Below are 13,994 nucleotides of genomic sequence, written 5' to 3'. Positions count from 1 at the left end.
GGGGCTCAGAGGCTGACGCCCACCGTCACCGGCTCGTTGACCAGCGTGACCCCGAAGGCGTCCCGTACTCCGGCGACGACCTCACGGGCCAGGGCCAGCAGGTCCTCCGTGGTCGCGCCGCCGCGGTTGGTCAGGGCGAGCGTGTGCTTGGTGGAGATGCGGGCCGGGCCATCTCCGTAGCCCTTGGTGAAGCCCGCCCTGTCGATGAGCCAGGCGGCGGAGGTCTTCACACGGCCGTCCTCCGTCGGGAAGGCGGGGGGTGCCACGTCCGCGCCGAGACGGTCCACTACGCGCGCGTGGAAGGCGGCGAACTCCTCCTCCGTGAGGATCGGGTTGGTGAAGAAGGACCCGGCCGACCAGCTGTCGTGGTCCTCGGGGTCCAGCACCATGCCCTTGCCCGCGCGCAGCTTCAGGACGGTCTCACGGGCGACGGCCGCGGGGACCCGGTCGCCCGCCTCGACGCCGAGCGTGCGGGCCGTCTCCGGGTACTTGAGGGGAGCGCTCATCCCCCGCGCGTCCTCCAGTGCGAAACGGACGCGCAGCACTACGAAGCGGTCGGGTTCGGCCTTGAAGCGGCTGTGGCGGTACGAGAAGTCGCACTCGGCGTTCGCGACGGTGACCGTCTCGTGCGTCTTCCTGTCGTACGCGATCACTTCGGTGATGGTCGACGAGACCTCCTGGCCGTACGCCCCCACGTTCTGGATCGGCGTCGCCCCCGCGGAGCCCGGGATCCCGGCGAGGCACTCGATGCCCGCGAGGCCCGCCTCCACGACGCGGGCCACGGCGTCGGTCCATACCTCACCGGCCGCCAATTCGAGCTTGGTGCCGTCGAGTTCGAAGCCCTTCGTGGCGATGCGCAGGGCGGTGCCGTCGAAGCCCTTGTCTCCGATGACCAGGTTCGAGCCGCCGCCGATGAGCAGCAGCGGGGTCCCGGAGTCGTCGGCTTCGCGGACGGCGGCGATCACCTCGGCGTCGGTCGTCGCGGTGATCAGACGGGCCGCGGGACCGCCGAGCCGGAAGGTGGTCAGCGGGGCGAGGGGGGCATCGTGGAGTTCCTGCACGTGCTCAAGGGTACGGTCCGTGGCCCCGCCGCTCGGGCGGGGCCACGGACCGTACGCGTGGGACCGGACGGCGCGGCTTCAGACGCCGGCCGGAGTGCGCTCTTCGGTCACTGCCGGAACGCCGCCGGCCTGCTTCTCGGCCGCGCCCCTCCCCGGGAGCAGCGCCGCCGCCACCGCGCCCACGCCGACCAGCGCGGCGCCGGCCCACAGCGCGGGGCCGAGGCCGTCCACGAAGTGCTGGGCGGGCCCGTAGCCGCCCTGGGCGGAGAAGACCGAGGCGAGGATCGCGATGCCGAGGGCGCCGCCGACCTCCCGCAGGGCGTTGTTGGCGCCGGACGCGATGCCCTGCTCGGAGGGGCGGACGCTGGACATCACCAGGTTCGCGGCGGGGGCGAAGTACAGCGCCATGCCGATCCCGCTGACGATCAGGGCGGGAAGCTGGGCGGCGTACGACATGTCGGGCTCCACGATGACCGCGAACCAGGCGAGGCCGATGGCCTGGAGCGCGAGGCCCGCGGTCACGACGGGGCGGCCGCCGAACCGGTCCGCGAGATAGGCCGCGATGGGAGAGACGATCATCGGCATGCCGGTCCAGGGGAGCATCCGCAGGCCCGCTTCGGTGGGCGAGTAGCCGACGACGTTCTGCAGGAACTGGGCGAGCAGGAAGATCGACCCGAACATCCCGACGAACATCAGCAGGCTCGCGGCGTTGATCGCGGAGAACGCACGGCTGTGGAAGAGCCGCATCGGCAGCATCGGGTTCTCGCTGCGGATTCCGTGCCGCACGAAGAGGGCCAGGAGGGCGCCGCCGCCGATCAGACCGATGAGGACGGTCGCGCTGGTCCAGCCGTCGAGGTTGCCGCGGATCAGCGCGTACACGATGCCGAAGAGGCCGCCGCTGGCAAGCAGCGTTCCGGTGATGTCGAGCGGCGCTCCCGTGCCGTACGACTCGGAGAGCCGGAGCCGGGCGAGAGGCAGCACCGCGAGGCCGAGCGGGACGTTCAGCCAGAAGATCCACTGCCAGGACGCGTGTTCGGTGAGACTGCCGCCGATGAGAGGTCCGCTGGCGACCGCGAGGCCGTTGACGGCGCCCCAGATCCCGTACACCATCCCGCGCTTGGCCACCGGGACGGCCGCCGTCAGCAGGGTCAGCGTCAGCGGCATCATGATCGCGGCGCCGACGCCCTGGACCGCGCGGGCGGCGATCAGTGCCTCGATGCCGGGCGCGAGGGCTGCGGCGGCGGAGGCTCCGGTGAAGACCGCGAGGCCGACGATGAAGAGCTTGCGGCGTCCGAAGCGGTCCCCCAGGGCCGCGCCGAACATCAGCAGCACGGCGAAGGTGAGGGTGTAGGCGCTCACCGTCCATTCGAGGTCGTGCAGCGCTCCCCCGAAGTCCTCGCGGATGGCGGGCAGGGCCGTGGTGACGACGAGATTGTCGAGGGCCGCCATGAATCCGGCGACGCTGGTGATGGCGATGGCCCAGGCCGCTTCCCCGCGCCGCGCTGTCTGCTGTGACATTGCTTTCCCCTGTGGTTAGTTATTGATGACTAACTTTCGTGGGCGCAAAAGTACGCACCCCCCTGCCCCGCACGGCTCACGCCTTGGGCTGCACCGACTCGTAGAAACCGGTCCACACCCGATGGTCGGGCCGGTACCCCATCGACACCAGGACGTTGATCAGCATCCCGTACGCCAGGAACTGCGTCGTCTCACCGACGTCCGCTCCCAGCGCGAGGCGGACCGTGTCGTACATCTCCATCCAGGCGGCCCGCAGCGCCTCGCCGAACTCCCGGTCACCGGACGCCTCCGCGGAGGCCACGGCGACGTACATCTGCATCTGCATGAGCAGCTTGTCCGGGTCGTCGGCGATGAGCGCCTGATAGGCCTCACCCATGGCGTGCAGGGCCTCCTCCCCCTCGAACCCCTCCGCTGCCTTCCGGAAGACCTCGGTGACCTCCTGGCAGCAACGCCCGGACGCGGCGAGGAAGATCGCCTGCTTGCTCGGGAAGAGGCGGAAGAGATACGGCTGCGAGACGCCCACGCGCTTGGCGATCACCTCGGTGGACGTGCCGTTGTAGCCACCGCGGGCGAACTCGATCATCGCCGCGCGGATGACGCTCTCGCGTCGCTCCTCTGCGCTCATCCTGACCATGCGATTAAGTTAGTGGCCAATCACTACCTACGTCAACCACTACCTACGTCAACCGGTCCTCCCTGGCAGAGCAGCGCACGAGTAAGGGGCACCCGCTATGGGCGGGTGCCCCTTACTCATTCACGCCTACGAAGATCAGGCGAGCTGCACCACCGCGCGCGACATGCCAAGCACCTTCTGATCCCCGCTCTTCGCCACCAGGTCCACGCGGACCCGGTTGTCGTCGAGCTTCTGGGCGACCTTGGCGCTGACCTCGATCAACGCGCCCTTGTCGTCGTTCGGGACCACGACGGGCTTGGTGAAGCGCACGCCGTACTCGACGACGGCGGCCGGGTCACCCACCCAGTCGGTCACCACACGGATCGCCTCGGCCATGGTGAACATGCCGTGCGCGATGACGTCGGGAAGGCCGACCTCGACCGCGAACTTCTCGTTCCAGTGGATCGGGTTGAAGTCACCGGAAGCGCCCGCGTACCGCACGAGCGTGGCACGCGTCACAGGGAAGCTCTGGGCCGTCAGCTCGGTGCCGACCTCGACGCTGTCGTACGAAATCTTGGCGGTCATCGCGTCACGCTCCCTCTGCCGCGGGCTCCGCCGCACGCGCGACGAGCTTGGTCCAGGCGGTCACGACGTGCTCGCCGGCCTCGTCGTGGACCTCGCCGCGGATATCCAGGATGTCGTTGCCCGCCAGCGACTTGATGGCCTCGATGGTCGAGGTGACCGTGAGCCGGTCCCCCGCGCGCACCGGGCGGGTGTACGCGAACTTCTGGTCCCCGTGCACGACACGGCTGTAGTCGAGCCCCAGCTGCGGGTCCTCGATGACCTGGCCCGCGGCCTTGAAGGAGATGGCGAACACAAAGGTCGGCGGGGCGATCACATCAGAGTGCCCGAACGCCTTGGCGGCCTCCGCGTCGATGTACGCGGGGTTGGTGTCGCCCACCGCCTCGGCGAACTCACGGATCTTCTCCCGGCCGACCTCATAGGGATCGGTGGGCGGGTAGGACCGCCCTACGAAGGACTGGTCGAGCGCCATGGACTCGGTACCTCCTGCAGGTGTGGGTGAACGACGCGAGGCCGCCCCCAGAAATCGGGGACGGCCTCGTGTACGAGCCTGTATCTAGCGCGTTTCGCGGTGCGCAGTGTGCGCGTTGCAGCGCGGGCAGTGCTTCTTCATCTCAAGACGGTCCGGGTCGTTACGCCGGTTCTTCTTGGTGATGTAGTTCCGCTCCTTGCACTCCACGCAGGCCAGCGTGATCTTCGGGCGGACGTCTGTGGCAGCCACGTGAGTGCTCCTTGACGGACGGATGGACGGATGAACGCAAAAAAAGAGTAGCCGATCGAAGGTCCGACCCCACAATCGGCTACCAATTGAGTAGCGGTGACCGGACTTGAACCGGTGACACAGCGATTATGAGCCGCTTGCTCTACCGACTGAGCTACACCGCTGCGATGCCGGATCCCCTCGCCCGAAGGCGAGGATCACTCGACATCAGAGCCCCAATACGGAATCGAACCGTAGACCTTCTCCTTACCATGGAGACGCTCTACCGACTGAGCTATTGGGGCGAGCGATGAAGACATTACACGGTCGGTCGCCGATCGCCCAAATCCGTTTCGCCGGGGCTGTCCGGGGGCATCTCGGACGGCGTCCCAGCCGTCTCACCACGTCACTTCGGCGCCTCGCGCCACACCGGTTCGGTGGCTCGTGGAGCGGCTGTTCGCTGGCTCGTGGCGTGCCGGTTCGTAGCTCCACACCACGCCGGTACGACTATTCCGCTCCTCCTCGAAGAGGGCCGGTCGCCGCCCTAGGCTCGACCCACTCTGCGTGATCTTGGACGTCTTGGTCCCGGACGCCTCCGCCCCGGACGACGCCATGCCCCGCAGCCGCCCCCGAACCTCAGGAGCGCGATGCCCGACAGCCAGCCGCAGCCCCACTCCTCCGGGCCCTCCGGTTCTTCCGGCTCTTCCGGCTCCTCCGGCTCCTCAGGTGACGACGACGCCTCCGCGCTGCTCCTGTGCGGCGCCCGGCTGACCGACGGCCGGACCGTGGACGTGCGGCTCGGCTCCGGGCGCATCGAAGCGGTCGGCACGGCGGGCAGCCTGACCGCACACACCGCGCGCGTGGACCTCGGCGGCTATCTCCTGCTGCCGGCCGCCGCCGAACCGCACGCGCACAGCGACACGGCACTGTCCGCGGACGCGGAGGGCCCTGTCTCGTACGAACTCGCCGACGTCCAGCGCCGCACCACCGAGGCCGCCCTGCTGCAGCTCGGGCACGGCGCGACGGCGCTGCGCTCGCACGTGCGGATCGGCGACGTCCCCGGGCTCACCTCGATGGAGGCGGTGCTGCAGGCACGGCGTTCGCTGCGCGGCCTCGTCGACCTGGCGGCCGTGGCCGTGCCGCGCCTGCTGACCGGGGTGGCCGGTGCCGACGGGCTCGCGATGCTGCGGGACGCGGTGAAGATGGGCGCCTCTGTGGTGGGCGGCTGCCCCGACCTGGATCCCGATCCCACCGGGTACGTGGAGGCGGTGCTCGAGGTCGCCGCCGAGCACGGCTGCCCCGTCGACCTGCATACGGACGGCAGCGATCCGGCGCGGCTCGGGCGGCTCGCTGCGATGGCGGGCGGGCTGCGGCCCGGGGTGACGATCGGGCCGTGCGGCGGGCTCGGGCGGCTGCCGTCGGACGTGGCCGCGCGGACGGCGGAACAGCTGGCGGCGGCCGGCGTGACGGTGGTGTGCCTGCCGCAGGGCGGGTGCGGAAGCGTGGACCGGCGGGGCGCGGTGGCTCCGGTGCGGCTGCTGCGGGCGGCCGGGGTGCGGGTGGCAGCGGGCAGCGGGGCCTTGCGGGACGTGTCGAACCCCGTGGGGCGCGGGGATCCGCTGGAGGCCGCCTATCTGCTGGCCTCGCGGTGCGGGCTGCGCCCCGAGGACGCGTACGGCACGGTCAGCTCGGCGGCACGGGCCGCGATGGGGCTCCCCCAGGTCCGGGTGGAGGCGGGCTTCCCCGCCGAGTTGCTCGCGGTGCGCGGCGACCATCTCGCGGGGGCGCTCTCGCTCGCGTACAGCCGCGTCGTGGTGCACCGGGGGCGCGTGGTGGCACGGACGAGCGCGGTGCGGGAGTACTGCGATTCGGCGGCCGCCGTGGCGCTCGACCTGCCGCGGCAGGGCCGCTCGAAGGGGAGCGGTCCGGGGCGGGCGACGGGGGCGGAACCGTCGTGAGGGCGGGCGGCGTGAGGGCAGGCGACGTGAGGGCGGGCGGCGCTTCCTGACGCGCTCCCGCGTGCGTGCTCCCGCGTGCGCGGGGCGATCTTGCGGGGGCTGCCGTACGGTCGGAGACATGCGCATTGTCATCGCTGGAGGTCATGGTCAGATCGCGCTGCGGCTCGAGCGGTTGCTCGCCGCGCGGGGTGACGAGGTCGTCGGGCTCGTCCGCAGAGCCGGACAGGAAGCCGATCTGCGGGAAGCGGGCGCCGAGGCGGCCCTGTGCGACCTGGAGTCGGCGTCCGTCGACGAGGTCGCCGGGCTTCTGGAAGGCGCCGACGCGGCTGTCTTCGCGGCGGGCGCGGGCCCGGGGAGCGGCGCCGACCGCAAGATCACCGTGGACCGCGACGCAGCCGTGCTCTTCGCGGACGCGGCGGAGCGCGCGGGCGTGCGGCGCTACGTCGTCGTGTCGTCGATGGGCGCGGACCCCGCGCACGAGGGCGACGAGATCTTCGATGCCTACCTGCGGGCCAAGGGCGAGGCCGACGCAGCCGTACGCGGCCGCAAGGCCCTGGACTGGACGATCCTGCGCCCCGGCATACTGACGGACGACGCGGGCACCGGTCTCGTACGCTTGGAGGCGTCGACCGGACGGGGGCCGATCCCGCGTGACGACGTGGCCGCGGTCCTCGCCGAGCTCGTGGATTCCGCGGCGACGGCAGGCCTGACGCTGGAGCTGGTGAGCGGGTCCACGCCGGTGTCCGTCGCGGTCAAGTCCGTTGCGGGGAACTGACGTCTGCTCCTTTACGGCATCTGACATCCGTACGGCGAAGTCGGCCTCCTGAGGGATGTCCCGCGCGCGGGGCGGTGATTGTCTTGAGCTGCCGCCTACGTGAGGAACGCCCGCCATGCCCGCTTCCGATGTGCCCGCCGCGCACGAGGCCCTCTTGCGGCAGATGTACGCCGTCTTCAGTACCGAAGAGCGCGATGCGTTCATCCCCCGCTCCCTGGCACCCGACGTGGACTGGCCGAACCTCCTGGACAACACCCGCGCCCGCGGCATCGCGGCGGTCCGCGCCTACTGGGCACGGCAGTTCGCGGTGATGCACCCCTTGGTGCACCTGGAGCGGCTGCGGCTCGACGACGACGGGCGGCGGGTCGTGGCGACCGTGCGGCCCGGACTGCGGGACGAAACGGGCGACCACTGGGCGCCGGCGACGGTCGAGCACGTCTACACGTTCCGGGAGGACGGCCTGGTGAGCCGGATGGACGTCAGGCAGCCGTGACGCACGGCCGTGACGCACGCCCCAGGCCGCGTCAGGCGCCCTGGAGGGCCATGAGAGCGCCTCAGAAAAGCGGGAGCTGGCCGGGGAAGTCCGGGACGGTGTAGCCGTCCAGAGAGGGCTGTGCGGCGCCCAGCATGGCCTGCCTGCGCGAGCCGGGGCAGGAGACGAGATCGCCGCTGCCGCGCTGACCCGGCGGATCGTGACGTGCGAACCGTCCCCCGACGACCGCGATTTCACGGCGGCACTCGGGGCAGTTCCTGCGGCGTGAGGACCCTGACGGCATGGACTGCGTGAACGGCATGGCCTCAGCGTACGAAAAGACCCCCTCCGACTTGCGTTTCCGCAAGATCGGAGAGGGTCTCCTTCGTGTGGCGGCGCCAGGATTCGAACCTGGGAAGGCTGAGCCGGCAGATTTACAGTCTGCTCCCTTTGGCCGCTCGGGCACACCGCCTGGGTCGCTGCCTGGAATCGACCGCTTTGGGGCGGCGCTCCGTGGCAACGACGTAAACGATACCTGATGGACAGGGGTGCTTCGCCACCCGATTGATCGGCCCCCGGCACGGGGGCGATGGCTAGGCTTTGCGGATGCGGCCAGGGACCGAAGGCCGTGCACCAGCTCAGTACGCAGACGTACGCAGACCCCGATACAAGGAGCCACAGGACATGGCCGACTCCAGTTTCGACATCGTCTCGAAGGTCGAGCGGCAGGAGGTCGACAACGCCCTCAACCAGGCCGCCAAGGAGATCTCGCAGCGCTACGACTTCAAGGGGACGGGCGCCTCGATCGCCTGGTCCGGCGAGAAGATCCTGATGGAGGCGAACGGCGAGGAGCGGGTCAAGGCGATCCTCGACATCTTCCAGTCCAAGCTGATCAAGCGCGGCATCTCGCTGAAGTCGCTGGACGCGGGCGAGCCGCAGCTGTCCGGCAAGGAGTACAAGATCTTCGCCTCGATCGAAGAGGGCATCACCCAGGAGAACGCGAAGAAGGTCGCCAAGATCATCCGCGATGAGGGCCCCAAGGGCGTCAAGGCGCAGGTCCAGGGCGACGAGCTGCGGGTCAGCTCGAAGAGCCGCGACGACCTGCAGGCCGTGCAGGCGCTGCTCAAGGGGCAGGACTTCGACTTCGCGGTGCAGTTCGTCAACTACCGGTAATTGCCAGTAGGTGCTCAGTAAGTACTGGTGTTTGCTCGTCAAGTACTGGTGATTGCTCGTCGTCCTACGCCGAAGGGCGGGCACCCGGCTCGGGTGCCCGCCCTTGCTGCTGGCCGCAGATCGGGGGACGACGCCTCAGGCGGCGTGGGTGGCGCGTGCGCGGCTCAGCGGCGCGAGTGGCCGAAGAGGATGCGGTAGGCGACGAGCAGGACGAGTGAGCCGCCGATGGCCGCCGCCCAGGTGGCGCCGTCGTAGAAGTCGTTGGCTATCGGGCGGTCGAGATAGCGGGCGGAGAGCCAGCCGCCGATGAAGGCGCCAGCGATGCCGATGACGGTCGTGCCGATGAAGCCGCCCGGGTCGCGGCCGGGCAGCAAGACCTTGGCCACGGCACCGGCGAGCAGCCCCAGAACGATCCAGCTGATGATGCCCATGCGGTGAACCTGCCCCTCGTCGTGCCCTCTTTGTGCTGTTGTCCTGGAGGACGACACGAGGGCGGGGCGTGGTTGCGGTGATCAGCCAGGTGGGGTGTACGACACACCGGTCGCGGCACGGCCCGGCACGCGCGCTAGCGCGACGCGAACGGCTGGTCCGTGCGCACGATTTCGCGGCCGAGGGGCATCAACGACACCGGGATCAGCTTGAAGTTGGCGACGCCCAGCGGGATGCCGATGATCGTGACGCACAGGAGGAAGCCGGTCACGATGTGGCCGAGCGCGAGCCACCAGCCCGCGAGGATCAGCCACAGGATGTTCGCGACGCAGGACGGCGCGCCCGCGTCACGGCGCTCGACTGTCGTGTAGCCGAAGGGCCACAGGGCATAGCGGCCGATCCGGAAACTGGCGACTCCGAAGGGGATGCCGATGACCGTGATGCACAGGAGCACACCGGCCAGGAGATAGCCGAGGAACATCCAGAAGCCGCACAGGACGAGCCAAATGACGTTCAGGATTGTCTTCACTGTTGGCGACCTGCCATCTGCTCGAGCCGGGCAATGCGCTCCGCCATCGGCGGGTGCGTGGAGAACATCTTGGACATGCCCTGCCCCGGACGGAAAGGGTTCGCAATCATCATGTGACTTGCCGTCTCAAGGCGTGGCTCGGGCGGCAGCGGAAGCTGCTTCGTCCCCGCGTCGAGCTTGCGCAGGGCGCTCGCGAGCGCCAACGGGTCCCCCGTGAGCTGCGCACCGGACGCGTCGGCCTCGTACTCCCTGGAGCGGCTGATCGCGAGCTGGATGATGGAAGCCGCGAGCGGGCCGAGAAGCATGATCAGGAGCATGCCGAAGATGCCGGGGCCGTCGTTGTCGTTCGACCTGCCGATCGGGATCAGCCAGGCGAAGTTGACCAGGAACATGATCACGGAGGCAAGTGCGCCGGCGACCGACGAGATCAGGATGTCGCGGTTGTAGACGTGGCTGAGCTCGTGCCCGATAACGCCCCGCAGCTCACGCTCGTCGAGGAGGCGCAGGATGCCGTCGGTGCAGCACACCGCGGCGTTGCGCGGATTGCGGCCCGTCGCGAAGGCGTTCGGCGCCTCTGTGGGTGAGATGTAGAGCCGGGGCATGGGCTGGCGGGCCTGGGTGGAGAGCTCACGGACCATGCGATACAGCTCGGGGGCCTCGAATTCGCTCACCGGGCGCGCGCGCATGGCGCGCAGGGCGAGCTTGTCGCTGTTCCAGTACGCGTACGCGTTGGTGCCGAGCGCCACGAAGAGCGCGACGATCAAGCCCGTACGTCCGAAGAAACTGCCGATGACGAGGATGAGAGCGGACAGTCCCCCGAGGAGTACGGCGGTCTTCAGCCCGTTGTGCCGGCGGTGCACGGTACGCCCTCCTGTGGTGCGTGGGGGAACCCTCTGTCTACTGGTGCTTCCACTCTTCAGTGGACCCTCCCGTACTGGTCAACGCCAGGCGGGGAGCACTAGTTCCCTTGTGCGCGCAGGAGCGGCGCAGGTGTGACGTGGGCCGCTCGGGTGACGGCCCGAGCGGCCCTACGGAGAAGGCGGCCCGTCAGAACAGGCCGGTGTCGGAGAACCTCAGGACGAGTTGAGGCGCTCCGGAGAGCGCGATGCCGAGGACCGCGGCCAGGGCGATGGCCGCCGTCAGGGGGGCCGGCACGCGGTGCCTGACCGGCTCGCCCTCGGGGGCGCGGAACAGCAGCGCGGTCCACTGGAGGTAGTAGAAGAGCGCGATCACCACGTTCACGGCCATCACCACGGCGAGCCAGCCGAGGCCCGCGTCGACCGCCGCCGAGAAGACGGTGACCTTCGCGAAGAGGCCGATGATGCCCGGCGGCAGGCCCGCGAGGCAGAGCAGGAAGAAGCCGAGCACCAGGGCCGCGAGGGGGCTCCTGGCGTACAGGCCCCGGTAGTCGCTGACTCGGTTCAAGCGCTGCGTGCGGCCGACGAGCGCGGCGACGGCGAAGGCGCCGAGGTTCACAGCCGCGTACATGAGGGCGTACGCGACGGTGGAGCCGACGGCTTTCTCTGCCTCGGCGGGGTTGTCGGCGTATCCGGCCGCGGCGATCGGCACCAGGAGGTATCCCGCCTGGCCGACCGAGGACCAGGCGAGCAGTCGGACCGCGCTGTACGCGCGCGTGGCCTGCTGGCGCAGCGCCGCCACGTTGCCCGCGGTCATGGTGAGGGCGGCGAGCACGGCGAGTGCCGGGCCCCACACGTCCGCGTACGAGGGGAAGGCGACGACGGTGACGAGGATCAGGCCGGTGAAGCCGACCGCCTTGCCGACCACGGAGAGGTAGGCCGCCACCGGCAAGGGGGCGCCTACGTAGGTGTCGGGCACCCAGAAGTGGAAGGGCACGGCGGCCACCTTGAAGGCGAAGCCGACGAGGGTGAGGGCGACGCCGGTCTGGGCGAGGGTGTCCAGCTGCCCGTCGACGTGCTGGAGCTCTTCGGCGATCTCCGTGAGGTGCAGGGTGCCGGTAGCCGCGTACACGAAGCTGACGCCCATCAGCGTGACGGCGGTCGCGGTGACGGAGGAGAGGAAGAACTTCAGGGCCGCTTCGGAGGACCGCTTGTCGCCGTGCCTGAGGCCGACGAGCGCGAAGGCGGGGAGGGAGGCCACTTCCAGGGCGACGATGAGCGTGGCCAGGTCACGCGAGGCTGGCAGCAGCGCGGCGCCCGCCGCGGAGGACAGCAGCAGGAACCAGAACTCCCCTTCGGGGAGTTCCTTGGCGGTGCCGTTCGCGTCCTTGAGCGTGCTCATCGAGAGCAGGGCGGCCAGCAAGGCGCCGCCGAGTACGAGGAGTTGGATGACGAGCGTGAAGCGGTCGGCGGTGTAGCTGCAGGCCTCGGCGCCGCCGGTCAGGCAGAAGGTCGACCGGTCGTCGTTCAGGATCGGCAGCAGGAAGAGCGCGGCGACGGCGAGTCCCGCGACGGAGATCCAGCCGAGCAGTGCCTTCTTCCGGGCGTCCACGAAAAGGTCGGCGACGAGCACGAGGAGACCGACGACCGCCGCGATGGTGGGCGGAGCGATCGCGAGCCAGTCGACGGACTGGACGACGCCGGCGGCGCTTTCGGCGGCCACGGTCACGACTTGCCTCCTGAGAGGAGCTGCTGCACGGCCGGGTCGGTGAGGCCGAGCAGAGCGGCGGGCCAGAGTCCGGCGAGGACGGTGAGGGCGACGAGCGGGGTCCAGGCGGCGAACTCGTAGCCCTGGACGTCGGCGAGCGCCGGGGATTCGGTCTTGGCGGCGCCCTGGGGCCCCTGGGCCACCGGGCCCATGCAGACGCGGCGTACGACGACGAGCATGTACGCGGCGGTGAGCAGGGTGCCGAAGGCGGCGATCGCCATGAAGGTGAGGAAGGCCGGGCGGCTCAGTTCGTCGGCGGGCTTGAACGCGCCGAACAGGGCGAGCATTTCGCCCCAGAACCCGGCGAGGCCCGGAAGCCCGAGCGAGGCGACCGCGCCGAAGGCGAGGAGACCGCCGAGGCGGGGTGCCTTGCCGTAGAGCGCGGCGCCCGACTCCTGCGCGAGGGTGTCGAGGTCGCTGGTGCCCGTGCGGTCCTTCAGCGCGCCGACGAGGAAGAACAGCAGGCCGGTGATGAGGCCGTGCGCGATGTTGGCGAACAGCGCGCCGTTCACGCCGGTCGGGCTCATCGTCGAGATGCCGAGGAGCACGAAGCCCATGTGGCCCACGGACGAGTACGCGATGAGGCGCTTGAGGTCGCCCTTCGCGCCCTGCTTGGCGAGGGCGAGGCAGGCGAGCGAACCGTAGATGATCCCGACGACCGCGAAGGCCGCGAGGTACGGCGCGAAGGTCCGCATCCCGTCGGGCGTGATCGGCAGCAGGATCCGGACGAATCCGTACGTGCCCATCTTCAGCAGCACGCCGGCCAGCAGGACCGAGCCGACGGTCGGCGCGGCGGTGTGCGCGTCCGGCAGCCAGCTGTGCAGCGGCCACATCGGCGTCTTGACCGCGAGCCCGATCCCGATCGCCAGAACGGCGATGACCTGCACGGATGTGCTCAGGCGAGGGCCGTTGTCAGTGGCGAGTGCCACCATGTCAAATGTGCCGGACTTGAGGCCGATGAGGAGGAGACCGAGCAGCATCACGACGGAGCCGAGAAGCGTGTAGAGGATGAACTTCCAGGCGGCTTGCGTGCGTTGGGCGCCGCCCCAGCGTGCGATGAGGAAGTACATCGGGATGAGGACCATCTCGAACGCCAGGAAGAACAGCAGCAGATCGAGGACGGCGAAGGTCGCGAGGGTGCCGGACTCGAGCACGAGGATCAGCGCGACGAATGCCTTGGGAGACGGGCCCGTTGGCATTTTGAAGTAGGAGTACAGCGCGCAGAGGAAGGTCAGGAGCGCGGTCAGGACCAGAAGGGGGAGCGAGATGCCGTCGATGCCGAGGTGGATGCGCACGTCGAGTGCGGGGATCCAGCTGATATCGGTCGTGGCCTGCATCTTTGACGGGTGGTCATGGTCGAAGCCGAGGGTCAGGACGAGCGCGGCGATGAGGATCGCGCCGGTCACGATCACGCCGTGGCGGAGTACGGCCTGGTCGGGCGACTTCCCCTTCAGTCCGGGCGGGGCCGGGAGCAGGGCGGCCACGGCGCCGATGAGCGGGCCGACCACGATCAACGCCAGAAGAAGCTGCATCACGGATTCACTGATATCGATCACGGC

15 protein-coding genes, 3 tRNA genes and 1 pseudogene are annotated in these 13,994 nt (G+C 69.7%); 4 read left to right on the top strand and 15 right to left on the bottom strand.

The features are described 5' to 3' along the window. Window positions 1-5: 5 nt before the first annotated feature. The 8 genes and pseudogenes from E5671_RS27750 to E5671_RS27715 all read right to left on the bottom strand — a co-directional run. Window positions 6-1,079: pseudogene (locus E5671_RS27750) on the bottom strand (UDP-N-acetylmuramate dehydrogenase); the annotation flags it as partial. 60 nt (window positions 1,080-1,139) lie between these two features. After that, on the bottom strand, window positions 1,140-2,579 hold the full coding sequence (locus tag E5671_RS27745; RefSeq protein ID WP_160506633.1) for a DHA2 family efflux MFS transporter permease subunit: 1,440 nt from the start codon (window positions 2,577-2,579) through the stop codon (window positions 1,140-1,142). 76 nt (window positions 2,580-2,655) lie between these two features. Then, window positions 2,656-3,213 (bottom strand): TetR/AcrR family transcriptional regulator, encoded by a 558-nt coding sequence (locus E5671_RS27740; protein ID WP_160506632.1) that lies wholly within the window; start codon window positions 3,211-3,213, stop codon window positions 2,656-2,658. A gap of 135 nt (window positions 3,214-3,348) precedes the next feature. Next, on the bottom strand, window positions 3,349-3,777 hold the full coding sequence (locus tag E5671_RS27735; RefSeq protein ID WP_160506631.1) for a MaoC family dehydratase: 429 nt from the start codon (window positions 3,775-3,777) through the stop codon (window positions 3,349-3,351). Window positions 3,778-3,781: 4 nt separating this feature from the next. Further along, on the bottom strand, window positions 3,782-4,246 hold the full coding sequence (locus E5671_RS27730) for a MaoC family dehydratase N-terminal domain-containing protein (protein ID WP_160506630.1): 465 nt from the start codon (window positions 4,244-4,246) through the stop codon (window positions 3,782-3,784). An 84-nt stretch (window positions 4,247-4,330) separates the two neighbouring features. Beyond that, complete coding sequence (gene rpmG, locus E5671_RS46430; protein WP_004571794.1) at window positions 4,331-4,495, bottom strand: 50S ribosomal protein L33; 165 nt, start codon at window positions 4,493-4,495, stop codon at window positions 4,331-4,333. Between the two features lie 91 nt (window positions 4,496-4,586). Further along, window positions 4,587-4,659 (bottom strand) — tRNA-Met (locus tag E5671_RS27720). Between the two features lie 47 nt (window positions 4,660-4,706). Beyond that, window positions 4,707-4,779 (bottom strand) — tRNA-Thr (locus E5671_RS27715). A 342-nt stretch (window positions 4,780-5,121) separates the two neighbouring features. On the opposite strand from E5671_RS27715, the gene E5671_RS27710 reads away from it, so the two are divergent. The 3 genes from E5671_RS27710 (at window position 5,122) to E5671_RS27700 (ending at window position 7,700) form a co-directional block, all read left to right on the top strand. Further along, window positions 5,122-6,432: an amidohydrolase family protein gene (locus E5671_RS27710; protein ID WP_160506629.1), complete on the top strand. Its 1,311-nt coding sequence runs from the start codon at window positions 5,122-5,124 to the stop codon at window positions 6,430-6,432. 118 nt (window positions 6,433-6,550) lie between these two features. Next, window positions 6,551-7,207 carry an SDR family oxidoreductase gene (locus tag E5671_RS27705; RefSeq protein ID WP_160506628.1) on the top strand — a complete coding sequence of 219 codons (657 nt, stop codon included), beginning with the start codon at window positions 6,551-6,553 and terminating at the stop codon, window positions 7,205-7,207. Between the two features lie 115 nt (window positions 7,208-7,322). Continuing rightward, a complete protein-coding gene (locus E5671_RS27700) occupies window positions 7,323-7,700 on the top strand; it encodes a nuclear transport factor 2 family protein (protein ID WP_237330252.1) in 378 nt (125 codons plus the stop codon). 61 nt (window positions 7,701-7,761) lie between these two features. On the opposite strand, the gene E5671_RS27695 is transcribed toward E5671_RS27700, so the two are convergent. After that, window positions 7,762-7,983 (bottom strand): hypothetical protein, encoded by a 222-nt coding sequence (locus E5671_RS27695; RefSeq protein WP_160510451.1) that lies wholly within the window; start codon window positions 7,981-7,983, stop codon window positions 7,762-7,764. 86 nt (window positions 7,984-8,069) lie between these two features. After that, window positions 8,070-8,151, bottom strand: a tRNA-Tyr gene (locus E5671_RS27690). Window positions 8,152-8,363: 212 nt separating this feature from the next. On the opposite strand from E5671_RS27690, the gene E5671_RS27685 reads away from it, so the two are divergent. Then, window positions 8,364-8,852, top strand: coding sequence for a YajQ family cyclic di-GMP-binding protein (locus tag E5671_RS27685; RefSeq protein WP_160506627.1), 489 nt, complete (start codon window positions 8,364-8,366; stop codon window positions 8,850-8,852). 164 nt (window positions 8,853-9,016) lie between these two features. On the opposite strand, the gene E5671_RS27680 is transcribed toward E5671_RS27685, so the two are convergent. The 5 genes from E5671_RS27680 to E5671_RS27660 form a co-directional block, all read right to left on the bottom strand. Beyond that, on the bottom strand, window positions 9,017-9,283 hold the full coding sequence (locus tag E5671_RS27680; RefSeq protein ID WP_160506626.1) for a GlsB/YeaQ/YmgE family stress response membrane protein: 267 nt from the start codon (window positions 9,281-9,283) through the stop codon (window positions 9,017-9,019). 134 nt (window positions 9,284-9,417) lie between these two features. Next, window positions 9,418-9,810, bottom strand: a complete 393-nt coding sequence (locus E5671_RS27675; RefSeq protein WP_160506625.1) for a YccF domain-containing protein — start codon at window positions 9,808-9,810, stop codon at window positions 9,418-9,420. Then, window positions 9,807-10,670, bottom strand: a complete 864-nt coding sequence (gene htpX, locus E5671_RS27670) for a zinc metalloprotease HtpX (protein ID WP_160506624.1) — start codon at window positions 10,668-10,670, stop codon at window positions 9,807-9,809. Before htpX ends, E5671_RS27675 begins: the two co-directional genes overlap by 4 nt. 187 nt (window positions 10,671-10,857) lie before the next feature. Further along, the gene (locus E5671_RS27665) at window positions 10,858-12,396 is read right to left on the bottom strand and encodes a proton-conducting transporter transmembrane domain-containing protein (protein ID WP_160506623.1); all 1,539 of its coding nucleotides are present in this window, start codon (window positions 12,394-12,396) and stop codon (window positions 10,858-10,860) included. Next, window positions 12,393-13,991 carry an NADH-quinone oxidoreductase subunit M gene (locus E5671_RS27660; RefSeq protein WP_160506622.1) on the bottom strand — a complete coding sequence of 533 codons (1,599 nt, stop codon included), beginning with the start codon at window positions 13,989-13,991 and terminating at the stop codon, window positions 12,393-12,395. The genes E5671_RS27665 and E5671_RS27660 overlap by 4 nt, the downstream gene beginning before the upstream one ends. Window positions 13,992-13,994 lie beyond the last annotated feature (3 nt).

Source organism: Streptomyces sp. BA2, assembly GCF_009769735.1.
GTDB lineage: Bacteria > Actinomycetota > Actinomycetes > Streptomycetales > Streptomycetaceae > Streptomyces.
The sequence above is the reverse complement of the archived record's forward strand: the minus strand, read 5'-3'. Positions and strand labels throughout refer to the sequence as shown.